Source organism: Lacrimispora sp. (genome assembly GCF_032078915.1).
In the GTDB taxonomy this organism is placed as follows: domain Bacteria; phylum Bacillota; class Clostridia; order Lachnospirales; family Lachnospiraceae; genus Lacrimispora.
Map to the genome: position 1 here is coordinate 57810 of NZ_DAMAUN010000011.1, position 26332 is coordinate 84141.

Sequence of the window (26332 nt, forward strand, 5' to 3'; positions counted from 1 at the left end):
GCCAGAATTATGGTAAAATAGTTGATAAGGGCTTGTTTATATTATTTGCAGTAAGCGCTTGGAAGTGCTGCATATACAGCTGCACAGGTAACCAGATCCTGTTTCCAGGTCTTCTCGTTAGGAGCATGAGCCTGAGCTTCTGCACCAGGTCCAAAGCCGATGCATGGGATTCCGTTACGGCCCATGATGGAAACGCCGTTTGTAGAGAAGGTCCACTTGTCAGTAAGAGGACGGGCAGTTCTCATAGCAATCGTTTCTTCTGCGCCGATTCTTGCATCACCGTAAAGGTTCTTGTAAGCTTCTTCCAGTGCCTTGGTAACATCGTGATCCTCGGGAATAACCCAGGTTGGGAAGTAGCACTCGATCGGATAAGTAAGTCCAGTATAGGAAGGACGGGCATATTCGTACATGGTAACAGTAACGTCATTGCCGTATTTCTTAACGTTTGGAAGATTGCGGATCTCTTCCAGACAGCTTTCCCATGTTTCGCCTGCAGTCATACGGCGGTCTAAGGATACGGAAGCAGAGTCAGCAACTGCACAACGGCTTGGGGAGGTGAAGAAGATCTCGGAAGCAGTAACAGTACCGCGTCCTAAGAAGTTTGCTTCTTTCCACTCTTTGTTGTACTTCTCGTCAAGCATCTTTACAAGGCCTTTGATTTCCTTGTCATCAGCAGCATCGTTCTCGTTAAGAGAGCGGACGTCCTGAAGAATATCAGCCATCTTGTAGATTGCGTTGTCACCGCGCTCTGGTGCGGAACCGTGGCAGGAGATACCCTTTACATCGATACGGATTTCCATACGGCCTCTCTGTCCGCGGTAGATACCGCCGTCAGTTGGCTCTGTGGAAACAACGAATTCCGGACGAACCTTGCCTTCGTTGATGATATACTGCCAGCAAAGACCGTCACAGTCTTCTTCCTGAACAGTACCGGTAACTAAAACGGTGTACTTGTCATTTAAAAGACCTAAGTCCTTCATGATTTTTGCACCGTAAACAGCAGATACGATACCGCCGCACTGATCGGATACGCCGCGGCCGCCGATTTCTGTATCATTCTCGTAGCCTTCGTATGGATCAAATGTCCAGTTGCTCTTGTTTCCGATACCAACGGTATCAATGTGAGCGTCAAAACCGATTAAGGTCTTGCCGGTTCCCATATAACCTAATATGTTGCCCATGCCGTCGATTTCCACTTTATTGAAATCCAGCTTCCGCATTTCTTCTGCGATGCGGTCGATGTGAGCCTTCTCATCACTGCTCTCGCCTGGGAATTTAACGATTTCCCGTAAGAATTTTGTCATGTCGGCTTCATAATTTTTTGCTGCTTCTTTGATTTTGTTGTAATCCATGTTTTTGTCCTCCATATTTATAATTTATTTAAGAAGTTCGATTCGCCTTTGGCTCATCGAACGGCTAATTTTCTAAGTTCAGTCCGCACTGCGTTTGCCTTCACTAAGAAAATTATGCCTAACGTTCTTTTCCGTCCCAGACAATTGCTTTGTAACGTTCTGGATCGGTGTCACCCTCAGTAGAGAAGAGGAGAACTTTTGAATCCTTATTAAGTCCTAAATGCTCTTTTAACTCCTTGTATTCATCAAGAAGCATGATGCAGGCAAGAACTCCGAAAGGAGCAGCGCCTGATTCGCCGGAAGTTACCGGTGCATCGCCTTTGATAGGAGCGGCAAGCATTCTCATGCCCTGGGCAGCTACCCAGTCAGGAGCAGATACAAAGGTATCTACGTGATTCTTTAAAATATCCCAGGAAATCGTGTTTGGCTCTCCACAGGCAAGGCCGGCCATAATGGTCTGCATATCCCCGTCTACGATGCGGATATCTCCGTCGCCGGCTTTTGCACCCTTATAGAGGCAGTCAGCCACATCAGCTTCCACAACGACTACTTTAGGAGGATTCTTAAGATAGCGGTTTGCAAAATATCCCTGAACAGCTCCTGCAAGAGAACCTACGCCAGCCTGAACAAATACATGGGTCGGTCTGTCACAGCCGTTTTCCTCAAGCTGCTCATTCGCTTCCAGTGCCATGGTTCCGTAGCCCTGCATGATCCAGGCAGGAATCTCTTCGTAACCATCCCATGCAGTATCCTGTACCACAACGCCGTTCTTTGTTTTAGAAGCAGCATCTGCAGCCATGCGGACACATTCGTCATAATTGACTTCTTCAATGGTAACAGTAGCGCCTTCTGCTTTAATATTGTTGAAACGGGTGATCGTGGAGCCCTTTGGCATATAGACTACGGATTTCTGGCCTAACCGGTTCGCTGCCCATGCGACACCACGTCCGTGATTACCGTCGGTAGCGGTGAAGAAGGTTGCCTGGCCAAACTCTTCTCTTAATGCGTCAGATGTGAGTACGCTGTAGGGAAGATCTGAAACATCTTTTCCAGTCTGCTTTGCAATGTACTTTGCAATAGCAAAGGATCCGCCTAATACTTTGAATGCATTTAAGCCGAACCGATAAGATTCGTCTTTCATGTAAACCTGGCCAAGGCCTAAATAATCTGCCATGTGATCCAGCTTTACAAGAGGAGTCTTGCTGTACTGAGGAAAGCTTTCGTGGAAAACTCTTGCCTTCTTGATTTCATCAGTAGCCATGACCGGTAGATTTTTATCATCGGTCTTTGGCATGGTGTTTACAACCCATTGGAATGGTTTCATGATTTTTCATTCTCCTTTTTTCTTCATTAATATATTACTTTTCTTTGTTTGTATCCATGTAACTGTATAAAGTGAATTTGGATATGCCAAAATAATTGGAAACCTTGTCGCCTGACCTAGTAATAAGGAAAGCACCGGCATCATTTAAATACTGGATTGCCGTAACTTTGTCATCTTTGCTCATAAGAGCGACCGGTTTGCCAACCAAGGCAACAGACTGTTCGATCAGTGCGTCAAGTAAATCATTCACATTATGGGTGATTCTTCTTGGCTGCTTCTCATCGTCTCCTGTTTCCGCGGTGGAGAGAAGAGATTTTAAGGAATTGTCTATGGTAAGCAGTCCTGTGATATCATAGTTAAGAGCCAGAATGTAATCAATGGTATTATTTTTGCCTCTTATATACATGGTGCTGGATTTTAGGATCCTGCCGTCATCGGTTCTTGTTAAATAGGATAAGCGGTCTTTTAAAAGATCCGGGTTCTTTTTCAACGTTTCAAGAACGATTTCAGAGGGACCATCCCCCAGCTTTCTGTTGCTTACCTGACCGTTCTCAATAAAAACAATGGAACTCTCTATATCCTCTTTCCTAATGTCGTGGATAACTACCTCGCAGTTGTTACCAAAATGAGTAGCAATTCCACTTGCGATTTGCGTTAACAGTTCAAGCTTTGTATCCATCGTTTGCCCTCCTCTCATCGGAACATCTTATACACTCATCATAGCATAAATAATTAAAATTACAAGTGGTTTTCTAAAAATTTTTTAGGTTCGCTAAAATTTTTTTGTATTTTCACTTGCATTTCTTTATATGAAATGATACACTGTACCTAGTAAGGGATTTATGGTGTAATCTGTATAGAAAACGTCGGATTATAGGAGTGAGTATAAGCAGATTGCAAAAATTAAGTGCAGGCATAGGATCGGGTCTTATGTGAGGTTTGTACAGTTGAATATTTTAAGGTTTAACCTTAATTATGATTAGAAAATGGAAAAAAAGGAGATGGGAACATGCTGATTATCGGTAATGGAAGAATGATTACAAGAGACCCCGGAAATCCGTTTTTTGAGAACGGTGCAGTTGCAATGGAGGGGAACGTGATCCGCAAAATTGGAACCACAGAAGACTTGAAAAGAGAATACCCGGATGGGTCGTTTATTGATGCAAAGGGCGGAGTTATCATGCCAGCCTTTATTAATGCCCACGAACACATTTACAGCTCTTTTGCCCGTGGCTTAAGCATCAATGGATATGATCCCCACGGATTCTTAGAGATCCTTGACGGAATGTGGTGGACCATTGACCGCAACCTCTCTTTAGAAGAAACACGGTTAAGCGCCATGGCGACTTACATCGATTCAATTAAGAACGGTGTGACAACAACCTTTGATCATCACGCAAGCTTCGGCCATATTACTGATTCTTTGTTTAAGATCGAAGAGGCTGCAAAAGAGACCGGTGTCCGTTCCTGTCTGTGCTATGAGGTTTCTGACAGAGACGGCAAAGAGAAGGCAAAAGAAGCAGTTCTTGAGAATGAAGCATTTATTAAGCACGCTTTGGCAGATGACAGCGACATGATTGCAGGAATGATGGGTATGCATGCCCAGTTCACCATTTCTGATGAGACCATGGAGCTTGCAGCTTCCCACAAGCCGGAAGGTGTTGGTTATCACATCCATGTGGCAGAGGGGATCGAAGATCTTCATGACTGCTTAAAGAAATACGGCAAACGGATCGTAGACCGTCTCATGGACTGCAATATCCTGGGAGAAAAGACCCTCCTTGGACACTGCATCTATATCAATCCTCATGAGATGCAGCTGATTAAGGATACGGATACCATGGTAGTTCACAATCCGGAATCCAACATGGGCAATGCATGCGGATGCCCGCCAACCATGGAACTGGTTCACAGAGGAATCTTAACAGGTCTTGGAACTGATGGTTATACTCACGACATGACAGAATCCTATAAAGTGGCCAATGTTCTGCACAAGCACCATTTATGCGATCCCAATGCAGCATGGGGCGAAGTTCCAAAGATGCTGTTTGAAGGAAATGCAAAGATTGCAGGCCGTTACTTTAAGAAGCCTTTGGGCGTATTAAAAGAGGGCGCGGCAGCAGATGTGATCGTTACCGACTATATTCCTTTAACACCAATGAATGGGGATAACTGCAACAGCCATATCCTTTTCGGAATGACAGGACGCAGCGTGGTAACCACAGTAGCCAACGGAAAAGTGCTGATGAAGGATCGTATCCTTACAGCCATTGACGAAGAAAAGGTGATGGCAGACTGTAGACAAGCCGCCACCAACCTTGCAAACAGGATCAATTCCCGATAGCAACGAGCAGTGCGAAGCAGTATACAGAAAAATTTTCGTCATGCTTGCATGTAAGAAAAATTTTCTGTATACTGCTTCATAGGGCGAATGCCCGTGGGCGAACGAAGCCGCAGGATTCGTGAGCACGCACTGCGGATGTACGGTTAAAACAAAGGTTAAATCAAAGGGTAAAATCAAATAGAATATTCACTGAGGATTGTCTGAGGAGAAATAAAGCAGACAACCCCGTTACAGGAGGTAAAACATGGGAGACAGAATGACCCCAATGCCATTTGGGCAGTTAGTGGACTGGATCGTAAAAGAACAAGGAAAGAATGATACTGTTTTTGGTGTCTACAGACCTTATAAGGCAGACGAGAAAAACAACCGCAAAATATTCGGGCGTAATTTGGAGACACCTATGGGACCGGCAGCCGGCCCTCATACCCAGCTCACTCAGAATATTGTAGCTTCCTACTATGCCGGAAGCCGTTTCTTTGAATTAAAGACTGTTCAGGTCTTAGACGGAGAAGATCTGCCTGTAAGCAAGCCATGTATTAAGGCAGATGACGAGTGCTATAACTGTGAGTGGTCTACAGAACTTTATGTTCCCCAGGCTCAGGACGAATACATCAAGGCATGGATCCTGCTTCACATCATTGCCAAAGAATACGGCCTTGGAGCAATGGATGGCTTCCAGTTCAACATGAGCGTTGGATATGATCTGGAAGGAATTAAATCCCCGAAGGTGAACTCCTTTATCGATAACATGAAAGATGCAAAAGATACAGAGATGTTTAAAGATTGTATCAAATATCTTTTCGATCATTTGGATCAGTTTAAGAACGTGACCAGAGAAGATATCGAGAGCATTCCTTCCGAAATCTGCAATTCCGTAACCCTTTCCACTCTTCACGGATGTCCTCCTCAGGAGATCCAGAGAATTGCTACTTACCTGATCGAGGAAAAGGGACTGAATACCTTCATTAAATGCAACCCCACTCTTCTTGGATATGAATTTGCCAGAAAGACCATGGATGATATGGGATATGATTATGTGTCATTCGGTGATTTCCACTTCCTTGATGACTTACAGTACGAGGATGCAATTCCCATGTTAAAGACCCTTATGGCTTTGGCTGGGAAAAAGAACTTGGAATTCGGTGTTAAGATCACCAATACCTTCCCGGTTGATGTAAAAAATGAAGAGCTTCCAAGCGAAGAGATGTATATGTCCGGAAAGTCTTTATATCCTCTGTCCATTACTCTGGCAGCCAGACTGGCAAAGGAATTCGACGGAAAATTAAGAATTTCCTTCTCAGGCGGTGCAGATTACCACAACATCAAGGCAATTGTAGATGCAGGAATCTGGCCTGTAACCGTGGCAACCACTCTTTTAAAGCCGGGCGGCTATCAGAGACTTTACCAGATCGCAGAGAAGCTGGAAGGCGGCCAGGTGGAGTTTACAGGAGTTGATCCGGAAAAAACTGCGAAACTGGCAGCAGATGCAGTTCATGATCCTCATCACAAAAAGGCAGTTAAACCACTTCCTGTCAGGAAGATGCCTAAGAGCGTTCCCCTTATTGACTGTTATGTGGCTCCATGTAAGGAAGGCTGCCCCATTCATCAGGATATCACCACCTATTTACAGCTTTCCGGTGCAGGCAAATATGAGGATGCGATGAAGGTAATCGCAGAGAAGAATCCGCTTCCATTCATAACCGGAACCATCTGTGCCCATAACTGTATGAGCAAGTGTAACCGGAACTATTATGAAGATCCGGTAAATATCCGCGGAGTTAAGCTGGTCTGTGCAGAAGGCGGTTACGATGCCTTCATGAAAGAGATCAAAGCAGGCGAACTGAAGGGCAAAAAGACAGCAGTAGTAGGCGGCGGCCCGGCTGGTCTTGCAGCAGCTTATTTCCTGACAAAGAACGGAATGCCTGCAACCATTTTTGAAAAGAGCGGCAGCTTAGGAGGCGTGGTAAAGCATGTGATCCCTGGATTCCGTATTCCGGATGAGGCAATCGACAAAGATGCTGCCCTGTCTCTGGCATATGGAGCTGAGTTAAGATTAAATGCTGAAGTGACAGATTTAGAAGCTTTAAAGAAGGAAGGATTTGATTATATTATCCTTGCAACAGGCGCGTCAAAGCCAGGCGTGTTAAAGCTTGAAGCAGGAGAAACCATAAATGCTTTAGATTTCCTGGCTCAGTTTAAAGAGACCGACGGAAAATTAAACATCGGTAAAAATGTCGTGGTCATCGGCGGCGGAAATACTGCCATGGATACAGCCAGAGCGGTAAAGAGAACAGAAGGCGTGGAACACTCCTACCTGGTTTACCGCAGAACCAAGCGCTATATGCCTGCAGATGAGGAAGAATTAGAGATGGCACTGGAAGACGGCGTGGAATTCAAGGAACTGCTGTCTCCTGTAGAGCTTAAAAACGGAAAACTCCTTTGCAAAGTGATGAAGCTTGGTGATACCGATGCTACCGGCAGAAGAGGTATAGTAGAAACAGAAGAGACTGTAGAGATTCCTGCAGATACAGTGATCGCTGCAGTAGGTGAGCAGGTTCCCACAGAATTCTATGAAGCAAACGGCATTAACGTAAGCAACCGCGGCAAAGTCCTTGTTAACGAGGAAACTTTAGAAACCAGCGCTGCAGGAGTTTATGTGGTAGGCGACGGACTCTATGGACCGGCTACAGTAGTAGAGGCTATGAGAGATGCCCGTGTGGCTGCTGAAGCAATTTTAGGCAAGAAGGCTGCTGTGGACTTTGATGATACAGTGGATAACTTAGATAAGATTTATGATAAGCGCGGTATCCTTGAAGTTACCAGGGATTATAAGATAGAAGATGCAAGATGCCTTGGCTGCTCCAACGTTTGTGAAAACTGTGCTGAGGTCTGTCCAAACCGTGCAAACCTGGCTCTGAATATTCCAGGCCTGTCCATGCACCAGATCGTCCATGTAGACTATATGTGCAATGAGTGCGGAAACTGTAAGAGCTTCTGTCCATATGACAGTGCTCCTTACTTAGATAAGTTTACCTTATTCGCCAATGAAGCTGACATGGAAAACAGCAAGAATGAAGGCTTTGTTGTATTAGATAAGGGAACAGCCGATTGTAAGGTGCGTTACCTTGGAAATATTCTCACTTGGAAAGCCGGTGAAAAGGACAGTGTGATTCCGGAAGGACTTAGAAAAGTTATGGAAACTGTCTGCAGTGACTATGACTATATCTTAGGATAAGAAAAGTCCCGAAAGAAGCAAAAAGAATTATTGGCAATGGATCGGCGCAGTCGGAGAATGAGTTTCTCCCTGCGCCTTTCAAGCTTTGAAACTGTTGGCTGCCAATAGGCAAAGAGAAAAGCAGGCCAAAAGAACGGCCGATACAGCTGAAAGAAAGGATGTAGATATTTTATGAAGACGCTATTAAAGGGTGGAACTGTAGTATCCGGAAGCGGCCTGATCCAGGCGGATGTACTCATGGAAGAGGGAAAGATCCAGGCAGTGGAAGCAGGGATCCAGGCTGATGAAGCGGAGGTTATTGATGTAACGGGAAAGCTTTTGTTCCCGGGCTTCATCGATGCACATACGCATTTTGATCTTCATGTGGCAGGTACCGTTACCGCAGATAATTTTGAAACAGGAACAAAGGCAGCTTTGTCAGGCGGAACTACCATGATCATTGATTTTGCTACCCAGTATCAGGGAGAGACCCTGGAAAAGGCGCTGGAAAACTGGCATAAAAAAGCAGATGGTAACGCATCCTGTGATTATGGTTTTCACCTGGCGATCTCCGACTGGAACCCTTCTGTCAGCAAGGAACTGGAAGAAATTGTTGCAGGCGGCGTAACCTCCTTTAAGCTATACATGACTTATGATGAGATGTACTTAAATGATAAGAAAATCTATCAGGTACTGAAGCGGCTGAAGGAAGTGGGCGGAATTGCCGGTATCCATTGTGAAAATATGGGACTCATAGAAGCACTGGTGGAAGAAGAAAAAGCAAAAGGCAATTTATCCGTAAGCTCCCATAAAAAAACCAGACCGGCTGCAGTTGAGGCGGAAGCCATTGGCAGGCTGTTAAAAATTGCAGGCCTTGCAGATACTCCGGTGATCATCGTCCATCTAAGTTCCGGTGAGGGTTATCAGGAGGTGAAATATGCAAGGGAACGGGGCCAGGAGATTTATCTGGAGACTTGTCCTCAGTACCTTCTGCTTGATGAGAGCGTTTATGACCTTCCCGGCTTTGAGGGAAGCAAGTATGTGATTTCTCCTACCATTAAGAAAGAAAAGGACAGCATCAGACTGTGGAATGCCCTTCTTAAGAATCATATCCAGACCATTGCTACGGATCACTGCAGTTTCACCACCAGCCAGAAGGCGGCGGGAAAAGAAGACTTTACAAAGATTCCAAACGGAATGCCGGGAGTGGAATCCCGTCCTGTCCTCATATACAGCTTCGGTGTTCTGGAGCATAACTTAAAGCTGGAGCAGATGTGCCGTCTGCTGTCAGAGAATCCGGCAAAGCTTTACGGTGTTTATCCCCAGAAAGGGGCCATTGCTCCCGGAAGCGATGGGGATATCGTTGTGTGGGATCCGGATGTCCAGTGGACGATGTCTGTAGAAAACCAGGTGGCAAATGTGGATTATTGTCCTTTTGAAGGAACCTCTGTCAAAGGAAAAGCTGAGCTTGTATTCTTTAAGGGCCGCCTGGCTGCAAAAGACGGTCAGGTCGTATTGGAGAAAACCGGTTCTTATGTTCCCAGAAAGAGTCGTATGGAGCTGTATTAATGGGATTAAAGAAAGTCTATACCTTAAATGCCAATGAAGAAAAACAGGCCGTGGTAAGGAGAGATTCCCTGTGGGAAGCCCTGGGGTTTCCTCTTAAGGATCATATGGTCATTTGCTTTACCGGCGGAGGCGGTAAGACTACCACCATGTTTTCCCTGGCCGATGAACTGTCGGCCATGGGTAAACGGGTGATCGTCACCACCAGCACCCATATCTTCTATCCTGAGAACCGGGAAGTAGTGCTGGCGGACCGGGCTGAAACCGTAAAAGATTACTTAAAAGACAGGAAGGAATGGTATTCCGGCCATACGGGCCAGGTTCTGGTAACAGGGCAGACTGCACCTCATGGAAAATTAAAAGGCATGGCGCTCCAGGAAATGGAGCAGCTTTCGGGCATTTCCGATGTGCTTCTTGTAGAGGCAGACGGAGCAAAACGCCTGCCTTTAAAGATCCCAAGGGAAGGGGAGCCTGTTCTTTTAAAAGGCACCCATGGGGTGATTGGATGCGCCGGCCTGGATGCCATTGGAAGCCCATGGGAAGAAACATGCTTCCGGTGGGAGCTTGCTGAGACCGTATTTGGCTGGAAGACGGAAAAAGAGCTTATTACGCCGGACCAGGCGGCCCGAATTCTTGTAAGCGGCCAGGGGACCAGAAAGGGAGCAGAATCCATGGAATACCGGATTTTGTTAAATAAAGCTGATAATGAAAACAGGCTGTCCGATGGGATCCGTGTCATGGAATGCCTGGGAGAAGAATGGGCAGGGCGCTGTGTGATGACCAGCTTCTTCACAACGTAGAAAAGGATCAAGATGGAAGAAATAAAAAAAGAGGAAAGAACGCTTAAGTATCATTTAAAACTCCGCGTTTACTATGAAGAGCGCAACTTCGGTCCTGGAGTGGCAGCTTTAATGAAGCTTGTAAGGGAGAGGGGGTCCCTTTCAGCTGCCTGCCAGGAACTGCATATGGCTTATTCGAAAGCGTGGAAGATTATTAACAAGGCAGAAGAGGATCTGGGACTTTCCTTGATGGAAGGAAGAAGAGGCGGGGAAAATGGGGGAACCACCGTTTTAACCGAAGAGGGTGAAACGTTCTTAAACCAGTATCTGGCTTTTGCAGAGGAAGCAGAAGCGGCAGTGGAAGAATTATTTTACAAATATTTTCCCGGATGATATAATGAACGGATATGAAAAAATTCTGCAAAGATGGATATTCTTACTTGAGAATAACATTAATTTTCTAAGCTCAGCCGCGCTGCGCCTGGGTTGATAAGTAAATTATGCTAAGAACGAAAGGAGAGGGGAAATGAAGGAGATCAAGACAGTACATGCGGTAGGACAGGTTCTCTGCCATGATATGACTCAGATCATACCGGGAGTCATAAAAGATGCCAGATTCAGAAAAGGACATGTGGTGACAGAGGAGGATATTCCGGTGCTGCTGTCCATGGGAAAAGAACATATTTATGTTTGGGAAAAGGATGATTCCCTTTACCATGAAAATGAAGCTGCTGAAATCCTTTGCAGCCTTTGCCTGGGTGATAATATGGATCGCAGCGAGGTTAAGGAAGGTAAAATTGAATTGAAATCAACCGTCCGGGGCTTATTAAAGATAGATACCGGACTTTTAGATAAAATAAACAGCTTAGGGAATATGATGATCGCTTCCAGACACCCCAATACTCCTGTGGAGCCTGGGGACAAGCTGTGCGGAACAAGAATCATTCCCCTTGTCATTGAAAAGGAAAAGATGGAAGAGGCCAGAGAGGTCTGCGCAGGTAAAAAGATCTTTGCCGTGCTTCCCTACCTGGATAAAAAGGTGGGAATCGTAACCACGGGAAGCGAAGTATTCCATGGCAGAATAAAGGATGCCTTTGGACCTGTATTAAAAGCAAAGGTGGAAGAACTGGGCGGCCAGATTCTTGATCAGATAATCACCGATGATAAGCCGGAGCATACCACGGATGCGATTCTTGACCTTATCCGCCAGGGGGCTGACATGGTGCTTGTCAGCGGAGGCATGAGCGTTGACCCGGATGACAAGACTCCGCTGGCTATCCGTAATACAGGTGCAGAGGTGATATCCTACGGCGCTCCGGTGCTTCCGGGAGCCATGTTCTTACTTTCCTACTACAGGCAGGATGGGAAAAGCATTCCCATAGCCGGACTTCCCGGATGCGTCATGTATTCCAAGAGGACCGTATTTGATCTGGTGCTCCCAAGGCTCATAGCGGATGATCCGGTAACAAAGGAAGACCTTGATAAGCTGGGAAAAGGAGGGCTATGTCTCTCCTGCGACGTATGCTATTATCCAAACTGCGGTTTTGGAAAGGGCTGGTAAGGCACTACAGAAGGAAAGGTTGAACGAACATATGAATGGACTGACACATTTTGATGAACAGGGAAATGCCCGCATGGTAGATGTTGGAGAAAAGGCGGAGACAGACCGGATTGCCGTTGCCCATGGGTTTATTACGGTCAATCATGAGGTTTTTGAAGCCATTTCCCTTGGTACCGCGAAAAAGGGCGATGTTCTGGGAGTTGCCAGAGTGGCAGGTATCATGGGAGCGAAAAGGACCTCTGAACTGATCCCTCTGTGTCATGGACTGATGCTTACAAAATGCGCGGTGGATTTTGTGCTTCATGAGGAACGGCTTTCTGTAGAGGCGGTTTGTACGGTTAAAACCCAGGGAAAGACGGGCGTGGAGATGGAAGCTCTGACTGGGGTGAATATTGCACTGCTCACCATATATGACATGTGCAAAGCCATGGACCGGGGGATGATGATCAGCGATATCTGCCTTTTGAAAAAGGATGGCGGGAAAAGCGGACTTTATGAAAAGGATTCAGGCGGCAGAGGGAGCGGATTATGAAAGACGGCTGCAACAGAACCATTGATTATATCCGGATATCCGTTACCGACCGGTGCAATTTAAGGTGTCTCTACTGCATGCCGGAGGAGGGGATAACCCCTCTGCGCCATGAGGACATCCTCACCTATCGGGAAATCGTGAGGATCTGTGAGACCGGTGCCCGCCTTGGAATCCGTAAGATAAAGGTAACCGGCGGGGAACCTTTGGTGAGAAAGGGCGTAGAGGTCCTGATCAAAGAATTGGCGGAGATCCCTGGAATTGAAGATGTGACCATGACCACCAATGGCTGCCTGTTAAAGGAAAAGTCAGCAGAGCTGAAAGCTGCGGGATTATCAAGCGTCAATGTAAGCCTGGATACCCTGGATCCCCGGCGGTTTGCAAGGATCACAAGAAGAGACTGCTTTGAATCCGTTATGGAAGGAATCGACAGCGCATTGGAAGCGGGACTCAAGGTAAAGATAAACTGTGCGGTCATGGAGGACTTAACAAGGGAAGAGGTATTGGACTTTGCCCGTTTTTCCATGGAACGCAGGATCCCGGTCCGTTTTATCGAAATGATGCCCATTGGTCAGGGAAAAAACTACAAAGCACTGGAAAATGATGATCTGGCGGAGATCCTGTCAGAGGCTTTTGGAGAGCTTAAGGAAAGCCGCGAGGTGAAAGGCAACGGTCCTGCCGTTTATTATACATGGGGAGACGGAACTGGTTTTATCGGCTTTATCAGCGCCGTCAGTCACAAATTCTGTCATAACTGCAACCGGATAAGGCTGACTTCTGACGGATTTTTAAAGCTATGCCTGGACAGTCCCGCAGGAGTGGATTTAAAAGGGCCTTTGCGGGAAGGAATTTCTGATGACGGTCTTTTCGATCTGATGAATCAGAGCATCCGGAACAAACCGGAGAGCCATCATTTTGAGGAAGACCAGGGAGAAACAGGCCCCAACATGAACCAGATAGGAGGATAAGCAGATGGGAAAGGTAATGGCTGTCTGTATCAGTGAAAAAAAAGGGACCCAGAAAACCAGAGTGGAGGAAGGGCATTTTATAGAAGAATTCGGGATAGAAGGGGATGCTCATGCGGGCAAATGGCATAGGCAGGTAAGCCTGTTATCCTTTGATACCATAGAGGACTTTAAGGCCAGAGGTGCGGAGATCGGAAACGGAGCCTTTGGGGAAAATGTCATTGTCCAGGGAATTGACCTCATTCATCTTCCTGTCGGAACCAGGTTGACGTGCGGGGATATCCTTTTGGAGGTGACCCAGATAGGGAAGGAATGTCACAGCCACTGTGAGATATACAAGAAAATGGGAGAATGCATCATGCCCACCAATGGAATCTTTACAAGGGTTCTTCACGGAGGGCTCATGAAGGAAGGGGATGAAATCACGGTATGTACCGAGCAGGAATCGTAACCTTAAGTGATAAAGGAGCCGCCGGAGAACGGGAAGATATAAGCGGCGCAGTCATAAGAGAGATATTGGAGAAGGCAGGCTTTGAAGTGGTCAGCTACAGGCTCCTTGCCGATGAAGGAGAGGACATAAAAGAGGAACTCATGCGCTTAAGCGATGAGGTGGAATGCGATCTGGTTCTGACCACCGGCGGGACCGGCTTTTCTCCCAGGGATGTGACCCCCGAGGCCACTCTGGCTGTTGCGGACCGCAATGCACCGGGAATTGCCGAGGCCATACGGGCTTACAGCATGACTGTGACAAAGCGGGCCATGTTAAGCAGGGGCGCCAGCGTCATCCGGGGATCGACCCTTATCATCAATCTTCCGGGAAGTACCAAGGCGGTGAGAGAGAGCCTGGAATATATTCTGGATACTCTTTTCCATGGTCTGGAAATCCTGTCAGGCAGGGGCGGAGAATGCGCCAGAAAATAAACCAAAAGATCAGGAGATTATAATGAAGGTACTAATAAAAGGAGCCGGTGATCTGGCAACAGGCATTGGGTGCCGGCTGCATCGCTGTGGATTTGACCTGGTCATGACGGATATCGCCGTTCCCACCACAGTGCGGCGGACGGTGGCCTTTTCAAGGGCAGTCTATGAGGGACAGGCAAAGGTGGAGGACGTCACCGGAGTTTTATGCCGCAGCCTGGAGGAAATCCATGAGGCCATAGCAGGGGATCAGGTTGCGGTTGTGGTGGATGAGGAATGTAAGATCCGGGAAACCTGGAAGCCGGATGTGGTGGTGGATGCCATTATTGCCAAAAAGAATCTGGGAACCAGGATAACGGACGCAGATGTGGTAGTAGGTGTTGGCCCCGGGTTTACGGCAGGGCTTGACTGCCATGTGGTGGTGGAGACAAAAAGAGGCCATAACCTGGGCCGTTGTATCTGGGAGGGAAGCGCGTTTCCCAATACAGGAGTTCCAGGCATGATCGGCGGTTATGATAAAGAACGGATTATCCGTGCAACGGCTGACGGAGTCTTTAAAGGCCAGGTCATGATCGGCGATCTGGTTGAAAAAGGCGTCCTGGTGGGCTATTCAGGGGATGCTCCCATATATGCCCAGGTGGGAGGCGTTGTCAGAGGGCTGCTTCAGGATGGTGTAACCGTGACAAAGGGAATGAAGTCAGGAGATGTTGATCCCAGGGGAAACGCCCAAAACTGCTACACGATCTCAGACAAGGCGTCCTCCATAGGAGGAGGCGTCCTGGAGGCGATTTTTAGCATGAAGAAGAAAAAAGAGGCGGCGGAAAAAATAGAAAAGTAATGAAAAGAGGAGGTTTGATGGCATGAAACTGGCACTTATCCTTCTGGCAGCAGGTGACAGCCGCAGATTTAACGGCAATAAGCTGCTTCATGAATTCAAGGGGAAACCCATGTACCAATACATTTTAGAGGAAGTGGAAAAGCTTCCGGACGGCATCTTTGACAGGAAAGTGGTTGTTACCCAGTACCAGGAGATCATGGACTGCTTGAACAATTATGGTTATGAGGTAGTGGTAAACAAGGAAAGCAGCCTTGGTATCTCCCATTCCATTCACCTGGCGCTGGAAGTGCTTAAAAATGAAGAAACGGATTATTGCTTTGCGGTCTGTGACCAGCCATATTTAAAGGCATCTACCATAAGAAATCTGGTAAATGGCTGGAAAAACAGCGGAAAGGGAATCGGCTGTCTGTGCAACATGGGCGCTTTGGGAAACCCGGCCATCTTTTCCAGAAACTATTTAAAGGAGCTTCTGAAATTAGAGGGAGATGTGGGAGGAAAGCGGGTCATCCGGAGACATATTGAAGATTTGTACCTTCACGAGGTACCGGATGGCCTGGAACTGGTGGATATTGATGTGCGTGAAAATTCCGAATCCTGACAGATAAATTTGTTATATAATATGAGAATATATAATAAACAAATATAAAAGTGTGGAGGTATTAACATGTTAAAACCAGTTGATTTAAAACAAGTAACCATGGATCCATTTACAATGATAGGAAAAGAGTGGATGCTGATTTCCGCCGGCAGTGAGGAAAAGTATAATATGATGACAGCCAGCTGGGGAGGGCTTGGAATCATGTGGAATAAGAGCGTATCTGCCATTGTGCTCCGTCCCCAGAGATATACCCTGGAATTTATTGACCAGAGCGAGTATTACGCCCTTAGTTTTTTCGGTGATAATTGCAGATCCGCTTTAAATTACTGCGGCGCCCATTCCGGACGTGACGTGGATAAGGAGAAAGAGACCGGACTTACCCCTGTCTTTGACGCAGAGGCGCCTTATTTTTCAGAAGCAAGACTGGTGCTTATCTGCCGCAAGCTTTATAAGCAGAGGATCGATCCCAATGGCTTTTTTGATCAAACCATTGATAAGCAGAATTATCCGCAAAAAGATTACCATGATACCATCATAGGAGAAATTGTAAAAGTATTAAAGGCAGATGAATAGGCCGTTTTGGTAAATAAAATACTGTTAAAGCTATAAAAAGGAGGGTGCCGCTTGCCCTTCTTTTTTTGTTGTGCATGGCATTGTATGAGGGGGGGGCCTTAGGTGAAAATATTTTTTCGAAATTCATGACCAGCTGGTATTTTCGGTTTAGTTCCATAAAATATAAAACATGCTTTTTTTGACTATGTTTTCTGATAATTGGTAACCCTATGTTTAGAATCAGCAATGATGAAAAGAAAGGGACGAGATCCATCATGGAGATGAAAGACCTTAATGAAATCATAAAAACCGGAATGGTCAAGTTAAGACATGCATTTTTTGAGGGCTGGTATTTTAAACATCAGAATGAAGATACGGTCTTAGCCTTTATTCCCGGCCATAGTGTCGATGAAAAGGGAGTGAAGCGCCCGTTTTTGCAGATCATATGGAATGAAAGCTCTTATTCCCTGGACTTTGAAGAGGAGGAATATCTGGTTGACAGAAAGAGAAAAAGGATCATTCTTGGAAATAACATCTTTTCCCTGACCGGCATTAAGGTGGATATCCGGTCAAAGGATATCTCTGTTCAGGGAATGATCCGTTACGGCTCCTTAAGTCCCATCGAATATACCATCATGGGCCCCTTTCAATGGGTTCCCTTTATGGAATGCAGGCATGAGATCATCAGCATGTCCCACTCCCTTAGAGGAAGCCTTACAGTCAATGGAAAGGTTCTGAAATTTGACGGGGAAAAGGGATATATAGAGGGAGACAGGGGCAGATCCTTTCCCAGGGATTATTTATGGCTTCAATGCAACCGGTTTTCGCAAGAGGCATCGGTCATGGTTTCCATTGCCCACATTCCTTTTATTGGACACAGCTTTCAGGGCTGTATCTGTGTCCTCCAGTATAAAGGACAGGAATACCGCTTTGCCACCTATCTGGGAGTTAAGGTGGTATGCAAAAGGGAAACTGCGGTCATATTAAAGCAGGGCCAATATACGTTTAAAATATTTTTATCAAACCGGAACAGAATAAAAAAGACAGGGTTTTCCCACAGGCTTTTGGCTCCGGATCTGGGAAAGATGGTGCGCTTTATAAAAGAGGAGCATTTATTGTTTGCAAGGTTTTTGCTGTATAAAGAGGAGGAACTGATATTTGATTTAACAAGTGACCATGTAAGCTTCGAGTATGTTGATAGATAGTTTCTATAAGTACGGCTTATTTATAGAGTTTATGAATTGGACGTAAGCCTTAAATCTTAATAGAATATAAGTATCAATAAACATGCAGGAGGATACAAAAGATGAATGTGAAACAGGCGGTTAGTGTGAAGAAAATCGGAGATGATGCGGAAGCTCTGTTTCGGGGAGGATTTTTTTGCTCAGAGGCGGTTGTAAGTTCCATGAGGTCTAACTTTGAACTGGATTTACCGGAGGAAATCATTGCCATGGCCTCCGGCTTTCCTGTTGGAATCGGACGCTCCAAATGTCTGTGCGGGGCGGTTTCCGGCGGAGTGATGGCTCTTGGCATATTCTTTGGACGGACAAGACAAGGAGATCCCAAGGTGGAAAAGAACTTGGAGGTGTCAAAGGAGCTTCACGACTGGTTTAAGGAAAGCAACGGGAAGAATGCACTATGCTGCCGGATCCTGACCAAAGAGTTTGATATGGGAAAAGGAGAGCATAAGGAGCAATGCATCCGTTTCACAGGAATGGTTGCTAAAAAGGTGGCTGAGATCGTGGTGCGGGAATACGGCCTTACAAATACTGATGAGACAGAGTCTGCGGAGGAATGTGATGATTAAAAAGGTTCCCATTCCCATGGCAGGGCTTTCCCTTGGGTTTGCGGCCCTGGGAAATCTCCTTCAAAGCTATTCAGAATCCATCCGCCTGGTATGCGGAGCCCTCTCCGCTGTATTGGCGATTTTATTTTTGTGTAAATGTGTGTTTCATTTTGATATGGTAAAAGAGGATATGAAAAATCCGGTGATGGCAAGCGTATCAGGGACCTTTTCCATGGCAGTAATTCTGTTATCTGCTTATGCAAAACCCTTTGTTGGAGGCAGTGCAGTCTATATCTGGTATTTTGGAATTATCCTGCACGTTCTTCTCATGTTGTATTTTACGGCACGTTTTCTTTACAAGCTGAATATGAAAACTGTATTTGCCAGCTATTACATCGTGTATGTGGGAATTGTGGCAGCCAGTGTGACGGCTCCGGCCTTTGGGCTCACAAGTCTGGGAACCGGCATTTTCTGGTTTGGCCTGATCTGGTGTTTCATTTTACTGGCACTTGTAACGGCCCGGTATGTAAAATATAAAGAAATTGCAGAACCTGCAAGACCGCTGTTTTGCATCTATACGGCTCCGGTGAGCTTATGCCTTGCAGGATACCTTCAGTCGGTAGAAGCCAAATCCGTGGCAATGGTTCTCTTTCTCATGGTATTGGCGGGAATATTATATATAACTGTGCTGGCTTATCTGCCAAGGTTCCTTGCCCTGCCTTTCTATCCAAGCTATGCGGCCTTTACATTCCCGGTGGTGATCAGTGCCATTGCAATGAAGATGTCGACCGCGTTTCTTGCAAAAATGGGATATGCCGTAGGATTTTTACCTGTCATAGTGCTTGCTGAAACCGTTATTGCAGTCTGTCTGGTGGTTTATGTATTCATTCGTTATATGAAGTTCTTATTTAGCAGATAAGCAGCCAATGTTATTGACATTTGATTCTTGTCTCCATGATATATTACATACAAACAGAAATTGTAAAGGTATGGAAAGGAGAAGATAATATGTCAGAATTATGTAGTGAAGAGCATACTTATGGAAACTTAATCAATGGCAGGTGGGTAAAATCCGCATCAGGGAATGTCATTACCATAACCTCCCCTGTGGACGGTTCTTTTATCGGTGAGATACAGGCAGTCAGCAAAGAAGAGGTCGATGAGGTCATCCGTTACTCCAAAGAAGGTCTTTCTTTGTGGGCAGGTGTCCCAATATTTGAAAAGGCACGGATCCTGTACAAAGCTGCAGAGCTTTTGGAGGAAAGGGCGGAAGAGATAGCGGATATTCTGATGATGGAGATTGCAAAAGACAGGAAATCTTCCGTATCTGAAGTGAAGCGAACCGCAGATTTTCTCCGGTTTACGGCAGACGCAGGAAAAAGCCTGGAAGGAACCGCAGTAAGCGGGGAGAATTTCCCAGGTGGTTCCCGCAATAAGATATCGTATGTAAGAAGGGTTCCGCTAGGTACCGTACTGGCCATATCACCCTTTAATTACCCCATTAATTTATCCGCCTCCAAGATTGCACCGGCGCTGATCGGGGGCAATACGGTAATATTAAAACCGGCGACCCAGGGGGCCATCAGCGCCCTTCATCTGGTAAAAGCATTGCAGGATGCCGGACTGCCGGGGGGAGCACTGCAGACAGTTACGGGAAAAGGCAGTGAGATCGGTGATTACATCGTAACCCATGAAAATATTAATTTCATAAATTTTACAGGAAGTACGGAGGTAGGCAGGCATTTATCCAAGATATCCTGCATGACCCCTCTGTTACTGGAACTTGGCGGCAAGGATGCAGCCCTTGTACTGGAAGATGCCGATTTAAAATATGCGGCAAGTAATATTGTAGAAGGTGCATTTTCTTATTCCGGCCAGCGCTGCACGGCTGTGAAGCGTATTATTACCACAGATAAGGTAGCGGATCAGCTGGTAGATATGCTGAAAACTGGAATTGAAAAACTATCGGTGGGAGATCCCAGAGATCATGTGGTGGTCACTCCTCTGATCGATCAGAAATCTGCTGATTTTGCAGAATTCTTAATTCAGGATGCCATTGAAAAAGGTGCAGAACTTATTGTTGGAAATAAAAGAGAAGGGAATTTAGTCTATCCTACTTTGCTGGATAAAGTAACCGTGGATATGGAGATTGCATGGAAAGAACCGTTTTCACCCATCCTACCGATTATCCGGGTAAAAGATATGGATGAAGCGGTAGAGATAGCCAACCGTTCAGAATATGGCTTACAGTCCTCCGTATTTACCAAAGATATCAATAAAGCCTTTCGTATTGCTGAAAAGTTAGAAGTGGGAACCGTACAGATTAACAACAAAACAGAAAGAGGCCCGGATCACTTCCCATTTTTGGGAGTAAAAGCTTCCGGTATGGGAACCCAGGGAGTGAGGTATTCCATAGAAGCAATGACAAGGCCAAAAGCAATCACTATTAATTTAACGGAATAACTGGAATCAGGCTGTCAGTCAGCTGAAACAGTTTGTAACCCGCCCCCTTGTATGGGGACGGGTTTTTTTGCAGTATAGCTTTAGACGGCTGAGGGCGGATAGTCCTAAACCCCAAGATGCTGTTTATTGGCACAATGAACGTGGGATATGCCAGATTTTATGGAAGTTTAACCGGCTATGATGTTGCAGAAATCTCAAATTTTGCAATTCTATTGTTTGCGTTAGTCAGCATAGGGGAAATCAATGTGATAAAAAAAGGCGAAAACCGCTTCATCACTGGAGTGTAGTTCCATTCATCCTTTAGTTTCGCATACGGGCACATGATTTCAAGCTCTTTGGATTCCTTCACGCCCCACCGGAACACAGCGCTGGTTTTTTTTAGAGTGTCGTGCTTTTTCTGATTTCTAAGCGTAAATGACGACAGCAATTCAATGAGAAGCGTACAGCCCGGAAAGGCATCGCGGATCATACCCATCAGAGCTTTGATTTCATCCTCTGAAAAATACATGATAAGACCTTCCATAATGATGAGCACTTCGCCATCCTGGTCAATTTCATTGATCCAACCGTTTTCCAGCGCGGAACAGGAGATCATTGTTTCCCGTTGCGTAACGGGTAATAGCTGTGCTCTTAGATCTGCAATTGGCTGAAAATCAATATTGTACCATCGTATTTTTCCATTATCCACTCGATGAAAACGGGTGTCCAGTCCACAGCCTAAATTGATACAGGTACAATGGGGGTGCCCTTTGATAAAGGCTTTTACTTCCCGATCCAAAATGATTGTTCTGGCGGCGCAGCCCCATAAGCTCATTTTGCCTTTGTCGAATTTTGAAAAGTCATAGTCCAGTTTTTCCGTCATTTCAATCGCATACCGATCAAAAAAAAACGGATTTGCTTTTTTGCTCTCGATTGCCCTGGCATACATGGGAATGAGCATGGTTTCCGGTACGCCTGATAATTGAACACTGAGTTTCATTGGATACTCTCCACCTTTCACGTTAGACACTAAATTGATGAGTTAGTAAAGACTAACTAAAATATACCATATACTGCATATGAAAACAAGAGTGTAATTTGGCAGAGAAAATTGAATTGCAGCGGCGAGACAAGAGCGTAGCTGCCGGAACAAAGGAAAAGCCAGCATCTTTCGGTGCTGGCCGGTAACAGCGGCTTAAAGGTCAGTGAAAAAGTAATTCCTGCCAGACCTTTGCTTATAAGTGGAGAAAGAGGGGAAGATAAAGACAGGACGGTTTTGGGGAGTAATGCGATGAATCTTATCTTTCTTTTAATGGCCTGGCTGCCAATCTTAATTGGAGCTATGGGAATTGCTTTGATTTTTTATTATTTCTATCAATGGATGAAAGGCTTTCGGTTAATAAAATACCGACTGGCAGGTGAAATCTGCCTTTTGGCTGTACTCGTGTACTTTTTGGTATTCTTTCTTTTCTGGTTTATGGGGCTGGGCCTGGCTTCTGGTTAATAATTTTCTGCTCGTTGCTTTTACAGAACCTTATAGTCTTCCAGATAGAAACGGTACTGGTCACCATTAATGTATTGTTTGCCTATGTGAATCAGCTCATGGTTCTGGTCGTAAATCTGGCAGTACAGGAAAAACAAAGGTTCTCCGTTGGATACCTGGAGAAGTTTGGCTATGTCACCTCCGGCTCGTACAATATCCAGGTAAGAATCAGTGGAATAGGTGACCTTAATCTGGTATTTATTTTCAAGAAGCTTGTAAAGAGAGCCGTCAAGAGATTCCTCCAGCAAAAAAGAAAACCGGTCATAAGGATATAAGTTGTTTTCACACATGATCGGAAACCCATCCGCCATGTTCACACGCTGAATAGAGATTGCCGGACTGCCCGCAGGTACGCCCATGGAGGAGGCATCCTCCGAAGACAGAGTGATAACTTCCCGCTTGGTAACCAGACGCGAGGGCACCATGCCGTTGGCTTCACATGCCTGTCCAAAACTTAAAAGATGTTCGATTTTTCGTTTTACCTTTGCATGCTTAACAAAGGTTCCCTTCCCTTGTTTTTTTGATAAAAAGTCCTCCTGGCAGAGCTCCTCCACTGCGCGCCGCACAGTGATACGGCTTACATTGAAAAGCTTGCTTAACTCTGTTTCAGTAGGAATTTTCTGTCCATATGGAAAAGTGCCATCCTTGATGGCGGTCTTTAATTCTTCCTTTAGTTGCCGGTAAAGCGGAATTTCATTACCTACGTCTAATTTCATTATACTTACTCCTTTAATTCATACTCGTTGTTTCAATTATACTATAGTTGTGCTATGAGGGTCAAAGCCTTTATTAAAATGACTTTATTATCCTGTCTTTGGTAAAAGTAATGATAGTATGCTTTTCTTCATTGGTGAAAATCAATAAAAAACAGGTCGAAAAATTGGATAAAATGTAGAAATGATAATATAACGTTATATGACCATTGAATATAACGTTATATTATGTTATAACGTAAGTAACAAATAATGACAAAGGAGGGATAAGAAATGACCAATACAACAGCAGATTTTCTTTTATTCTCTGACAACATCTTCACTGGACTTACGGATGAGCTGATAAAAGGCTATGTAGCTATTGTGGGTAATCAGATACTGAAAGTTGGTACCGGCAATGATTATCAAACCTTGGTTGGAGAAAAGACGAAACGATTGGAGTTGAAGGAACAGCTGGTAGCACCTGGATTTATTGATGTTCATACCTTCTTCACGGGATACGCTATTTTTCATATCGGTATGGACATGGCTGGTGCAGAGACGGCGGAGGAGTGTATGAAACGCTTAAAGATCCACGCCGGACAAAAGGGCGCGAAGGATACGCTTTTCGGACATGGCTGGAAGCCGGAGGGATTTCCGGCAGAAGCAATGGAACGGCATTTAAACGAGGCTTATCCAGATAGAAGCGTTATTATCTTCGCGGCGGACAGAAGCACCTGCATCATGAATGAGCATGCCAGGAATACTTACGGATTTACGCCGGAAAAATGCTATCCGGAGGCTTACCACAAAATCATGAGAGAGTATCTCAATGACAGAGGCTTCATCGACAGAGAATTTTCAGATTATATGAAGCTGATGAATAGCAGGGGTGTAACAACTGTTAAGGAAATGGGCTTCGATGATTATTATGGCTTTGATCATTTTCTCAAGGAAAAGGAGGAAAATAAAGAACTGACCATGCGGATCTTCTTCATGTCCCAGCCGGTAGGAGAGCAGATCAACATCGAACACGGCATTCGGATGCGGGAGAAGTTTACAGGGGATTTTGTAAGATTTTCCGGTTACAACCGTATGACGGACGGCACGGTGGCAAGCCATAAAGGGGATCTGTTAGAGCCATATGAAGGGCAGGATTATTGCTGCGGAATGGACATTGACTATGATTTAATCGAGAAGGAAGTACATTTAGCAGATGAAAATGGATTTCGTTATTCCCTCCATGCGCAGGGAGACGGAGCAGTGCATAAAGTGATGGAGATTTTCGAAAAATGTCAGAAGGAGAATGGCAAACTGGTGAACCGTCATGCGGTCACTGATCTGGAATTTTCCAATCCGGCAGATTTGGAAAAAATGGGTAAAATGGGTGTGACAGGAGAGATTTATTTCCAGATTATGTCCCTTGATCCCGGAGATGCAGTTAAGGAAAACATCGGGAAGACCATTGGTATGAAGCGAGGAAAATACTACTGGAACCGGAGAAAAATGCTGGACAGCGGTGCTGTACTTTCAGGGGCCACAGACTTACCGCTTATGATCACCGATATTCCTGAAGCTATCTATCACGGATGCGGCGGTTACTTCCCGGAAGGTGGACAGCCTTTTAATAAGCAGAACACGATTACAGTTCCAGAAATGCTGAAAGCATGGACCTACGGGGGTGCGGTGAATTTAAGTATGGAGGAGAAACTCGGTACCTTGGAAGAAGGGAAGCTGGCAGATATCACGGTTTTGGAACGCAATGTATTGGAAGTACCAATGGAGGAGATGAGAGACGTAAAGGTTTCTTTGACTATGGTTAACGGAGAAGTTGTATACGAGAATAATGGGGGAACAGAACATGAATGAAAAAAAGAATTTTAAACTTCAACTGCCGCACGTTTATACTCTTGCATTTATTCTGATTATAGTATTTGCCGTTTTGACATGGGTAGTGCCAAGCGGACAATTTGAAAGACAGCTGATTGACACACCGGCAGGTGAACGTGAGGTGGCAATTTCAGGTACCTATCAGATGGTTGACAAGGTGACAGACGACGGAGATCTGCGCCAGGGTATTCTGGAAATACTGATGGCGCCTACAAGAGGGATCCAGGCAGCTGCGGACGTTGTGGCATTTATCCTTTTAATTGGCGGCACATTCCAGATCCTCACAAAAACAAATGCCATGAACAGGGGAATCCGAAAGGTCATCCGCAAGCTTCAGGGGAAAGAAAGGCTGCTGATCCCTATTATGATAATTCTTTTGGGGATCGGAGGAACTACGTTCGGTATGTCGGAAGAAGTCATTCCCTTTTATATCATGCTGATGCCAATCTTCTTTGCTATGGGATATGATTCCATGACGACATTCATGGTTGTATTCTTAGGCCCTCAGATCGGTTATGCGGCGTCTACAACGAACCCCTTTAATGTATTAATTGCTCAGGGGGTAGCGGGAATTCAGGGGAACCCACAACTCATTTACCGTTTTGCATGGTGGATCATCATGATGGCTGTATCGGTTGCTTTTGTAATGCGCTATGCCGCCAGGGTACACAAAAATCCTTCGGTTTCTATTACTTATAAAGATGATGTTTTGAAAAAGCAGGAATTTGCAATGGATGAAGGCGATACATCCTTTACGCTCCGTGACAAGCTGGTGCTTGTTGTATTTGGCCTTGGAATGGCAACGATCATCTTTGGAATTTTAAAATATGGCTGGTACATGGATGAAATTTCTGCAATCTTCCTGGTTATGGGTATTCTTATGGGAATCGTAGGAGGAATGAAGGAAAAAGAAATTGCAGAAGAATTCGTCATTGGTGTAAAAGACCTCGCATTTGCAGCGGTTGTAGTCGGTGTTTGCCGCGGTATTCTTGTCGTTGCAGAAAATGGTATGATCATTGATACAATCTTAAATACACTGTCAAGCAGCCTTGCCAGCTTTAACAGTGTGGCATTCACCACAGTGATGTATGTGGTTCAGTCACTCCTGTCCTTCCTGGTACCTTCTTCCTCTGCGCTGGCATCATTGACCATGCCGATTATGGCGCCTTTATGTGATCTGCAGGGAGTGAATCCGGAGGCAAGCGTAACCGTATTGCAGTTTGCGAACCAGTTGACCAATATGATCAGCCCGACCGCAGGTATGACCGTGGCAGGACTTGCAGTGTGCAGGATTTCCTTCGGGCAGTGGTGGAAAACAATCTGGAAGTTTTTTATGGCAGTAACCGTATTAGCTTTGGTATTTTGCGCGGTATCAGCAATTTTATAAGACGCTGTATGCCTGCAGAAATACCGATCAGCAATCATTAGAAATAAATAAA

General features: G+C 45.4%; 25 protein-coding genes. 20 read left to right on the forward strand and 5 right to left on the reverse strand.

Translation table 11 applies throughout. The annotated features are described in order from the left end of the window. Positions 1–41 precede the first annotated feature (41 nt). From RT269_RS06630 to RT269_RS06640, 3 genes are all read right to left on the reverse strand, one after another. Positions 42–1352, reverse strand: coding sequence for a YgeY family selenium metabolism-linked hydrolase (locus RT269_RS06630; protein WP_313181397.1), 1311 nt, complete (start codon positions 1350–1352; stop codon positions 42–44). Positions 1353–1470: 118 nt separating this feature from the next. Beyond that, positions 1471–2676 carry a diaminopropionate ammonia-lyase gene (gene dpaL, locus RT269_RS06635; protein WP_313181399.1) on the reverse strand — a complete coding sequence of 402 codons (1206 nt, stop codon included), beginning with the start codon at positions 2674–2676 and terminating at the stop codon, positions 1471–1473. A gap of 34 nt (positions 2677–2710) precedes the next feature. Beyond that, complete coding sequence (locus RT269_RS06640; RefSeq protein ID WP_313181400.1) at positions 2711–3355, reverse strand: helix-turn-helix transcriptional regulator; 645 nt, start codon at positions 3353–3355, stop codon at positions 2711–2713. Positions 3356–3685: 330 nt separating this feature from the next. Between RT269_RS06640 and ssnA the strand changes: the two genes are divergently transcribed. The 17 genes from ssnA (at position 3686) to RT269_RS06725 (ending at position 20789) form a co-directional block, all read left to right on the forward strand. Further along, positions 3686–5020 (forward strand): putative aminohydrolase SsnA, encoded by a 1335-nt coding sequence (ssnA, locus tag RT269_RS06645; RefSeq protein WP_313181402.1) that lies wholly within the window; start codon positions 3686–3688, stop codon positions 5018–5020. 244 nt (positions 5021–5264) lie between these two features. Beyond that, entirely contained in the window at positions 5265–8255 is a 2991-nt protein-coding gene (gene ygfK, locus RT269_RS06650) for a putative selenate reductase subunit YgfK (RefSeq protein WP_313181404.1), read from the forward strand. Positions 8256–8426: 171 nt separating this feature from the next. Further along, positions 8427–9803, forward strand: a complete 1377-nt coding sequence (hydA, locus tag RT269_RS06655) for a dihydropyrimidinase (protein ID WP_313181406.1) — start codon at positions 8427–8429, stop codon at positions 9801–9803. Beyond that, positions 9803–10600 (forward strand): selenium cofactor biosynthesis protein YqeC, encoded by a 798-nt coding sequence (gene yqeC / locus RT269_RS06660; RefSeq protein WP_313181408.1) that lies wholly within the window; start codon positions 9803–9805, stop codon positions 10598–10600. Before hydA ends, yqeC begins: the two co-directional genes overlap by 1 nt. A 12-nt stretch (positions 10601–10612) precedes the next feature. Further along, positions 10613–10972: a winged helix-turn-helix domain-containing protein gene (locus RT269_RS06665; protein ID WP_313181410.1), complete on the forward strand. Its 360-nt coding sequence runs from the start codon at positions 10613–10615 to the stop codon at positions 10970–10972. 133 nt (positions 10973–11105) lie between these two features. After that, complete coding sequence (locus RT269_RS06670) at positions 11106–12140, forward strand: molybdopterin-binding protein (protein WP_313181411.1); 1035 nt, start codon at positions 11106–11108, stop codon at positions 12138–12140. A gap of 31 nt (positions 12141–12171) precedes the next feature. Next, a complete protein-coding gene (gene moaC, locus RT269_RS06675; protein ID WP_313181413.1) occupies positions 12172–12672 on the forward strand; it encodes a cyclic pyranopterin monophosphate synthase MoaC in 501 nt (166 codons plus the stop codon). After that, a complete protein-coding gene (gene moaA, locus RT269_RS06680) occupies positions 12669–13637 on the forward strand; it encodes a GTP 3',8-cyclase MoaA (protein ID WP_313181415.1) in 969 nt (322 codons plus the stop codon). The genes moaC and moaA overlap by 4 nt, the downstream gene beginning before the upstream one ends. A gap of 4 nt (positions 13638–13641) precedes the next feature. Next, on the forward strand, positions 13642–14085 hold the full coding sequence (locus RT269_RS06685; protein ID WP_313181417.1) for an MOSC domain-containing protein: 444 nt from the start codon (positions 13642–13644) through the stop codon (positions 14083–14085). Beyond that, positions 14064–14555, forward strand: coding sequence for a MogA/MoaB family molybdenum cofactor biosynthesis protein (locus RT269_RS06690; protein WP_313181419.1), 492 nt, complete (start codon positions 14064–14066; stop codon positions 14553–14555). Before RT269_RS06685 ends, RT269_RS06690 begins: the two co-directional genes overlap by 22 nt. Positions 14556–14577: 22 nt before the next feature. Then, positions 14578–15390, forward strand: coding sequence for a selenium-dependent molybdenum cofactor biosynthesis protein YqeB (gene yqeB, locus RT269_RS06695; RefSeq protein WP_313181421.1), 813 nt, complete (start codon positions 14578–14580; stop codon positions 15388–15390). Positions 15391–15412: 22 nt separating this feature from the next. Then, a complete protein-coding gene (locus RT269_RS06700) occupies positions 15413–15988 on the forward strand; it encodes a nucleotidyltransferase family protein (RefSeq protein ID WP_313181423.1) in 576 nt (191 codons plus the stop codon). A 66-nt stretch (positions 15989–16054) separates the two neighbouring features. After that, positions 16055–16561: a flavin reductase family protein gene (locus RT269_RS06705; protein WP_313181424.1), complete on the forward strand. Its 507-nt coding sequence runs from the start codon at positions 16055–16057 to the stop codon at positions 16559–16561. A 254-nt stretch (positions 16562–16815) separates the two neighbouring features. After that, on the forward strand, positions 16816–17745 hold the full coding sequence (locus tag RT269_RS06710; protein ID WP_313181426.1) for a tocopherol cyclase family protein: 930 nt from the start codon (positions 16816–16818) through the stop codon (positions 17743–17745). Between the two features lie 101 nt (positions 17746–17846). Next, entirely contained in the window at positions 17847–18347 is a 501-nt protein-coding gene (locus tag RT269_RS06715) for a C-GCAxxG-C-C family protein (RefSeq protein ID WP_313181427.1), read from the forward strand. Beyond that, positions 18340–19245 carry a TDT family transporter gene (locus RT269_RS06720; protein ID WP_313181429.1) on the forward strand — a complete coding sequence of 302 codons (906 nt, stop codon included), beginning with the start codon at positions 18340–18342 and terminating at the stop codon, positions 19243–19245. The genes RT269_RS06715 and RT269_RS06720 overlap by 8 nt, the downstream gene beginning before the upstream one ends. 89 nt (positions 19246–19334) lie before the next feature. Then, positions 19335–20789 carry an NADP-dependent glyceraldehyde-3-phosphate dehydrogenase gene (locus RT269_RS06725; RefSeq protein WP_313181430.1) on the forward strand — a complete coding sequence of 485 codons (1455 nt, stop codon included), beginning with the start codon at positions 19335–19337 and terminating at the stop codon, positions 20787–20789. A 175-nt stretch (positions 20790–20964) separates the two neighbouring features. Here the strand turns inward: RT269_RS06725 and RT269_RS06730 are convergent, their stop codons facing one another. Continuing rightward, positions 20965–21768 (reverse strand): class I SAM-dependent methyltransferase, encoded by an 804-nt coding sequence (locus RT269_RS06730; RefSeq protein WP_313181432.1) that lies wholly within the window; start codon positions 21766–21768, stop codon positions 20965–20967. A gap of 291 nt (positions 21769–22059) precedes the next feature. Here RT269_RS06730 and RT269_RS06735 point away from each other — a divergent pair, with 291 nt between their 5' ends. Next, positions 22060–22272, forward strand: coding sequence for a hypothetical protein (locus tag RT269_RS06735; RefSeq protein WP_313181433.1), 213 nt, complete (start codon positions 22060–22062; stop codon positions 22270–22272). A gap of 20 nt (positions 22273–22292) precedes the next feature. On the opposite strand, the gene RT269_RS06740 is transcribed toward RT269_RS06735, so the two are convergent. Then, entirely contained in the window at positions 22293–23027 is a 735-nt protein-coding gene (locus RT269_RS06740; RefSeq protein WP_313181435.1) for a GntR family transcriptional regulator, read from the reverse strand. Between the two features lie 270 nt (positions 23028–23297). Here RT269_RS06740 and RT269_RS06745 point away from each other — a divergent pair, with 270 nt between their 5' ends. After that, entirely contained in the window at positions 23298–24872 is a 1575-nt protein-coding gene (locus RT269_RS06745) for an amidohydrolase (RefSeq protein WP_313181437.1), read from the forward strand. Then, on the forward strand, positions 24865–26280 hold the full coding sequence (locus RT269_RS06750) for a YfcC family protein (protein ID WP_313181438.1): 1416 nt from the start codon (positions 24865–24867) through the stop codon (positions 26278–26280). The genes RT269_RS06745 and RT269_RS06750 overlap by 8 nt, the downstream gene beginning before the upstream one ends. Positions 26281–26332 lie beyond the last annotated feature (52 nt).

Coding starts and splice junctions, on each gene's coding strand:
- RT269_RS06715 (WP_313181427.1), top strand. CDS start 17,847: ATGAATGTGAAACAGGCGGTTAGTGTGAAGAAAATCGGAGATGATGCG.
- RT269_RS06630 (WP_313181397.1), bottom strand. CDS start 1,352: ATGGATTACAACAAAATCAAAGAAGCAGCAAAAAATTATGAAGCCGAC.
- RT269_RS06735 (WP_313181433.1), top strand. CDS start 22,060: ATGAATCTTATCTTTCTTTTAATGGCCTGGCTGCCAATCTTAATTGGA.
- moaC (WP_313181413.1), top strand. CDS start 12,172: ATGAATGGACTGACACATTTTGATGAACAGGGAAATGCCCGCATGGTA.
- RT269_RS06705 (WP_313181424.1), top strand. CDS start 16,055: ATGTTAAAACCAGTTGATTTAAAACAAGTAACCATGGATCCATTTACA.
- RT269_RS06700 (WP_313181423.1), top strand. CDS start 15,413: ATGAAACTGGCACTTATCCTTCTGGCAGCAGGTGACAGCCGCAGATTT.
- RT269_RS06670 (WP_313181411.1), top strand. CDS start 11,106: ATGAAGGAGATCAAGACAGTACATGCGGTAGGACAGGTTCTCTGCCAT.
- yqeC (WP_313181408.1), top strand. CDS start 9,803: ATGGGATTAAAGAAAGTCTATACCTTAAATGCCAATGAAGAAAAACAG.
- RT269_RS06685 (WP_313181417.1), top strand. CDS start 13,642: ATGGGAAAGGTAATGGCTGTCTGTATCAGTGAAAAAAAAGGGACCCAG.
- RT269_RS06710 (WP_313181426.1), top strand. CDS start 16,816: ATGGAGATGAAAGACCTTAATGAAATCATAAAAACCGGAATGGTCAAG.
- RT269_RS06665 (WP_313181410.1), top strand. CDS start 10,613: ATGGAAGAAATAAAAAAAGAGGAAAGAACGCTTAAGTATCATTTAAAA.
- yqeB (WP_313181421.1), top strand. CDS start 14,578: ATGAAGGTACTAATAAAAGGAGCCGGTGATCTGGCAACAGGCATTGGG.
- RT269_RS06720 (WP_313181429.1), top strand. CDS start 18,340: ATGATTAAAAAGGTTCCCATTCCCATGGCAGGGCTTTCCCTTGGGTTT.
- RT269_RS06740 (WP_313181435.1), bottom strand. CDS start 23,027: ATGAAATTAGACGTAGGTAATGAAATTCCGCTTTACCGGCAACTAAAG.
- moaA (WP_313181415.1), top strand. CDS start 12,669: ATGAAAGACGGCTGCAACAGAACCATTGATTATATCCGGATATCCGTT.
- RT269_RS06730 (WP_313181432.1), bottom strand. CDS start 21,768: ATGAAACTCAGTGTTCAATTATCAGGCGTACCGGAAACCATGCTCATT.
- RT269_RS06750 (WP_313181438.1), top strand. CDS start 24,865: ATGAATGAAAAAAAGAATTTTAAACTTCAACTGCCGCACGTTTATACT.
- hydA (WP_313181406.1), top strand. CDS start 8,427: ATGAAGACGCTATTAAAGGGTGGAACTGTAGTATCCGGAAGCGGCCTG.
- dpaL (WP_313181399.1), bottom strand. CDS start 2,676: ATGAAACCATTCCAATGGGTTGTAAACACCATGCCAAAGACCGATGAT.
- ygfK (WP_313181404.1), top strand. CDS start 5,265: ATGGGAGACAGAATGACCCCAATGCCATTTGGGCAGTTAGTGGACTGG.
- RT269_RS06640 (WP_313181400.1), bottom strand. CDS start 3,355: ATGGATACAAAGCTTGAACTGTTAACGCAAATCGCAAGTGGAATTGCT.
- ssnA (WP_313181402.1), top strand. CDS start 3,686: ATGCTGATTATCGGTAATGGAAGAATGATTACAAGAGACCCCGGAAAT.
- RT269_RS06725 (WP_313181430.1), top strand. CDS start 19,335: ATGTCAGAATTATGTAGTGAAGAGCATACTTATGGAAACTTAATCAAT.
- RT269_RS06690 (WP_313181419.1), top strand. CDS start 14,064: ATGTACCGAGCAGGAATCGTAACCTTAAGTGATAAAGGAGCCGCCGGA.
- RT269_RS06745 (WP_313181437.1), top strand. CDS start 23,298: ATGACCAATACAACAGCAGATTTTCTTTTATTCTCTGACAACATCTTC.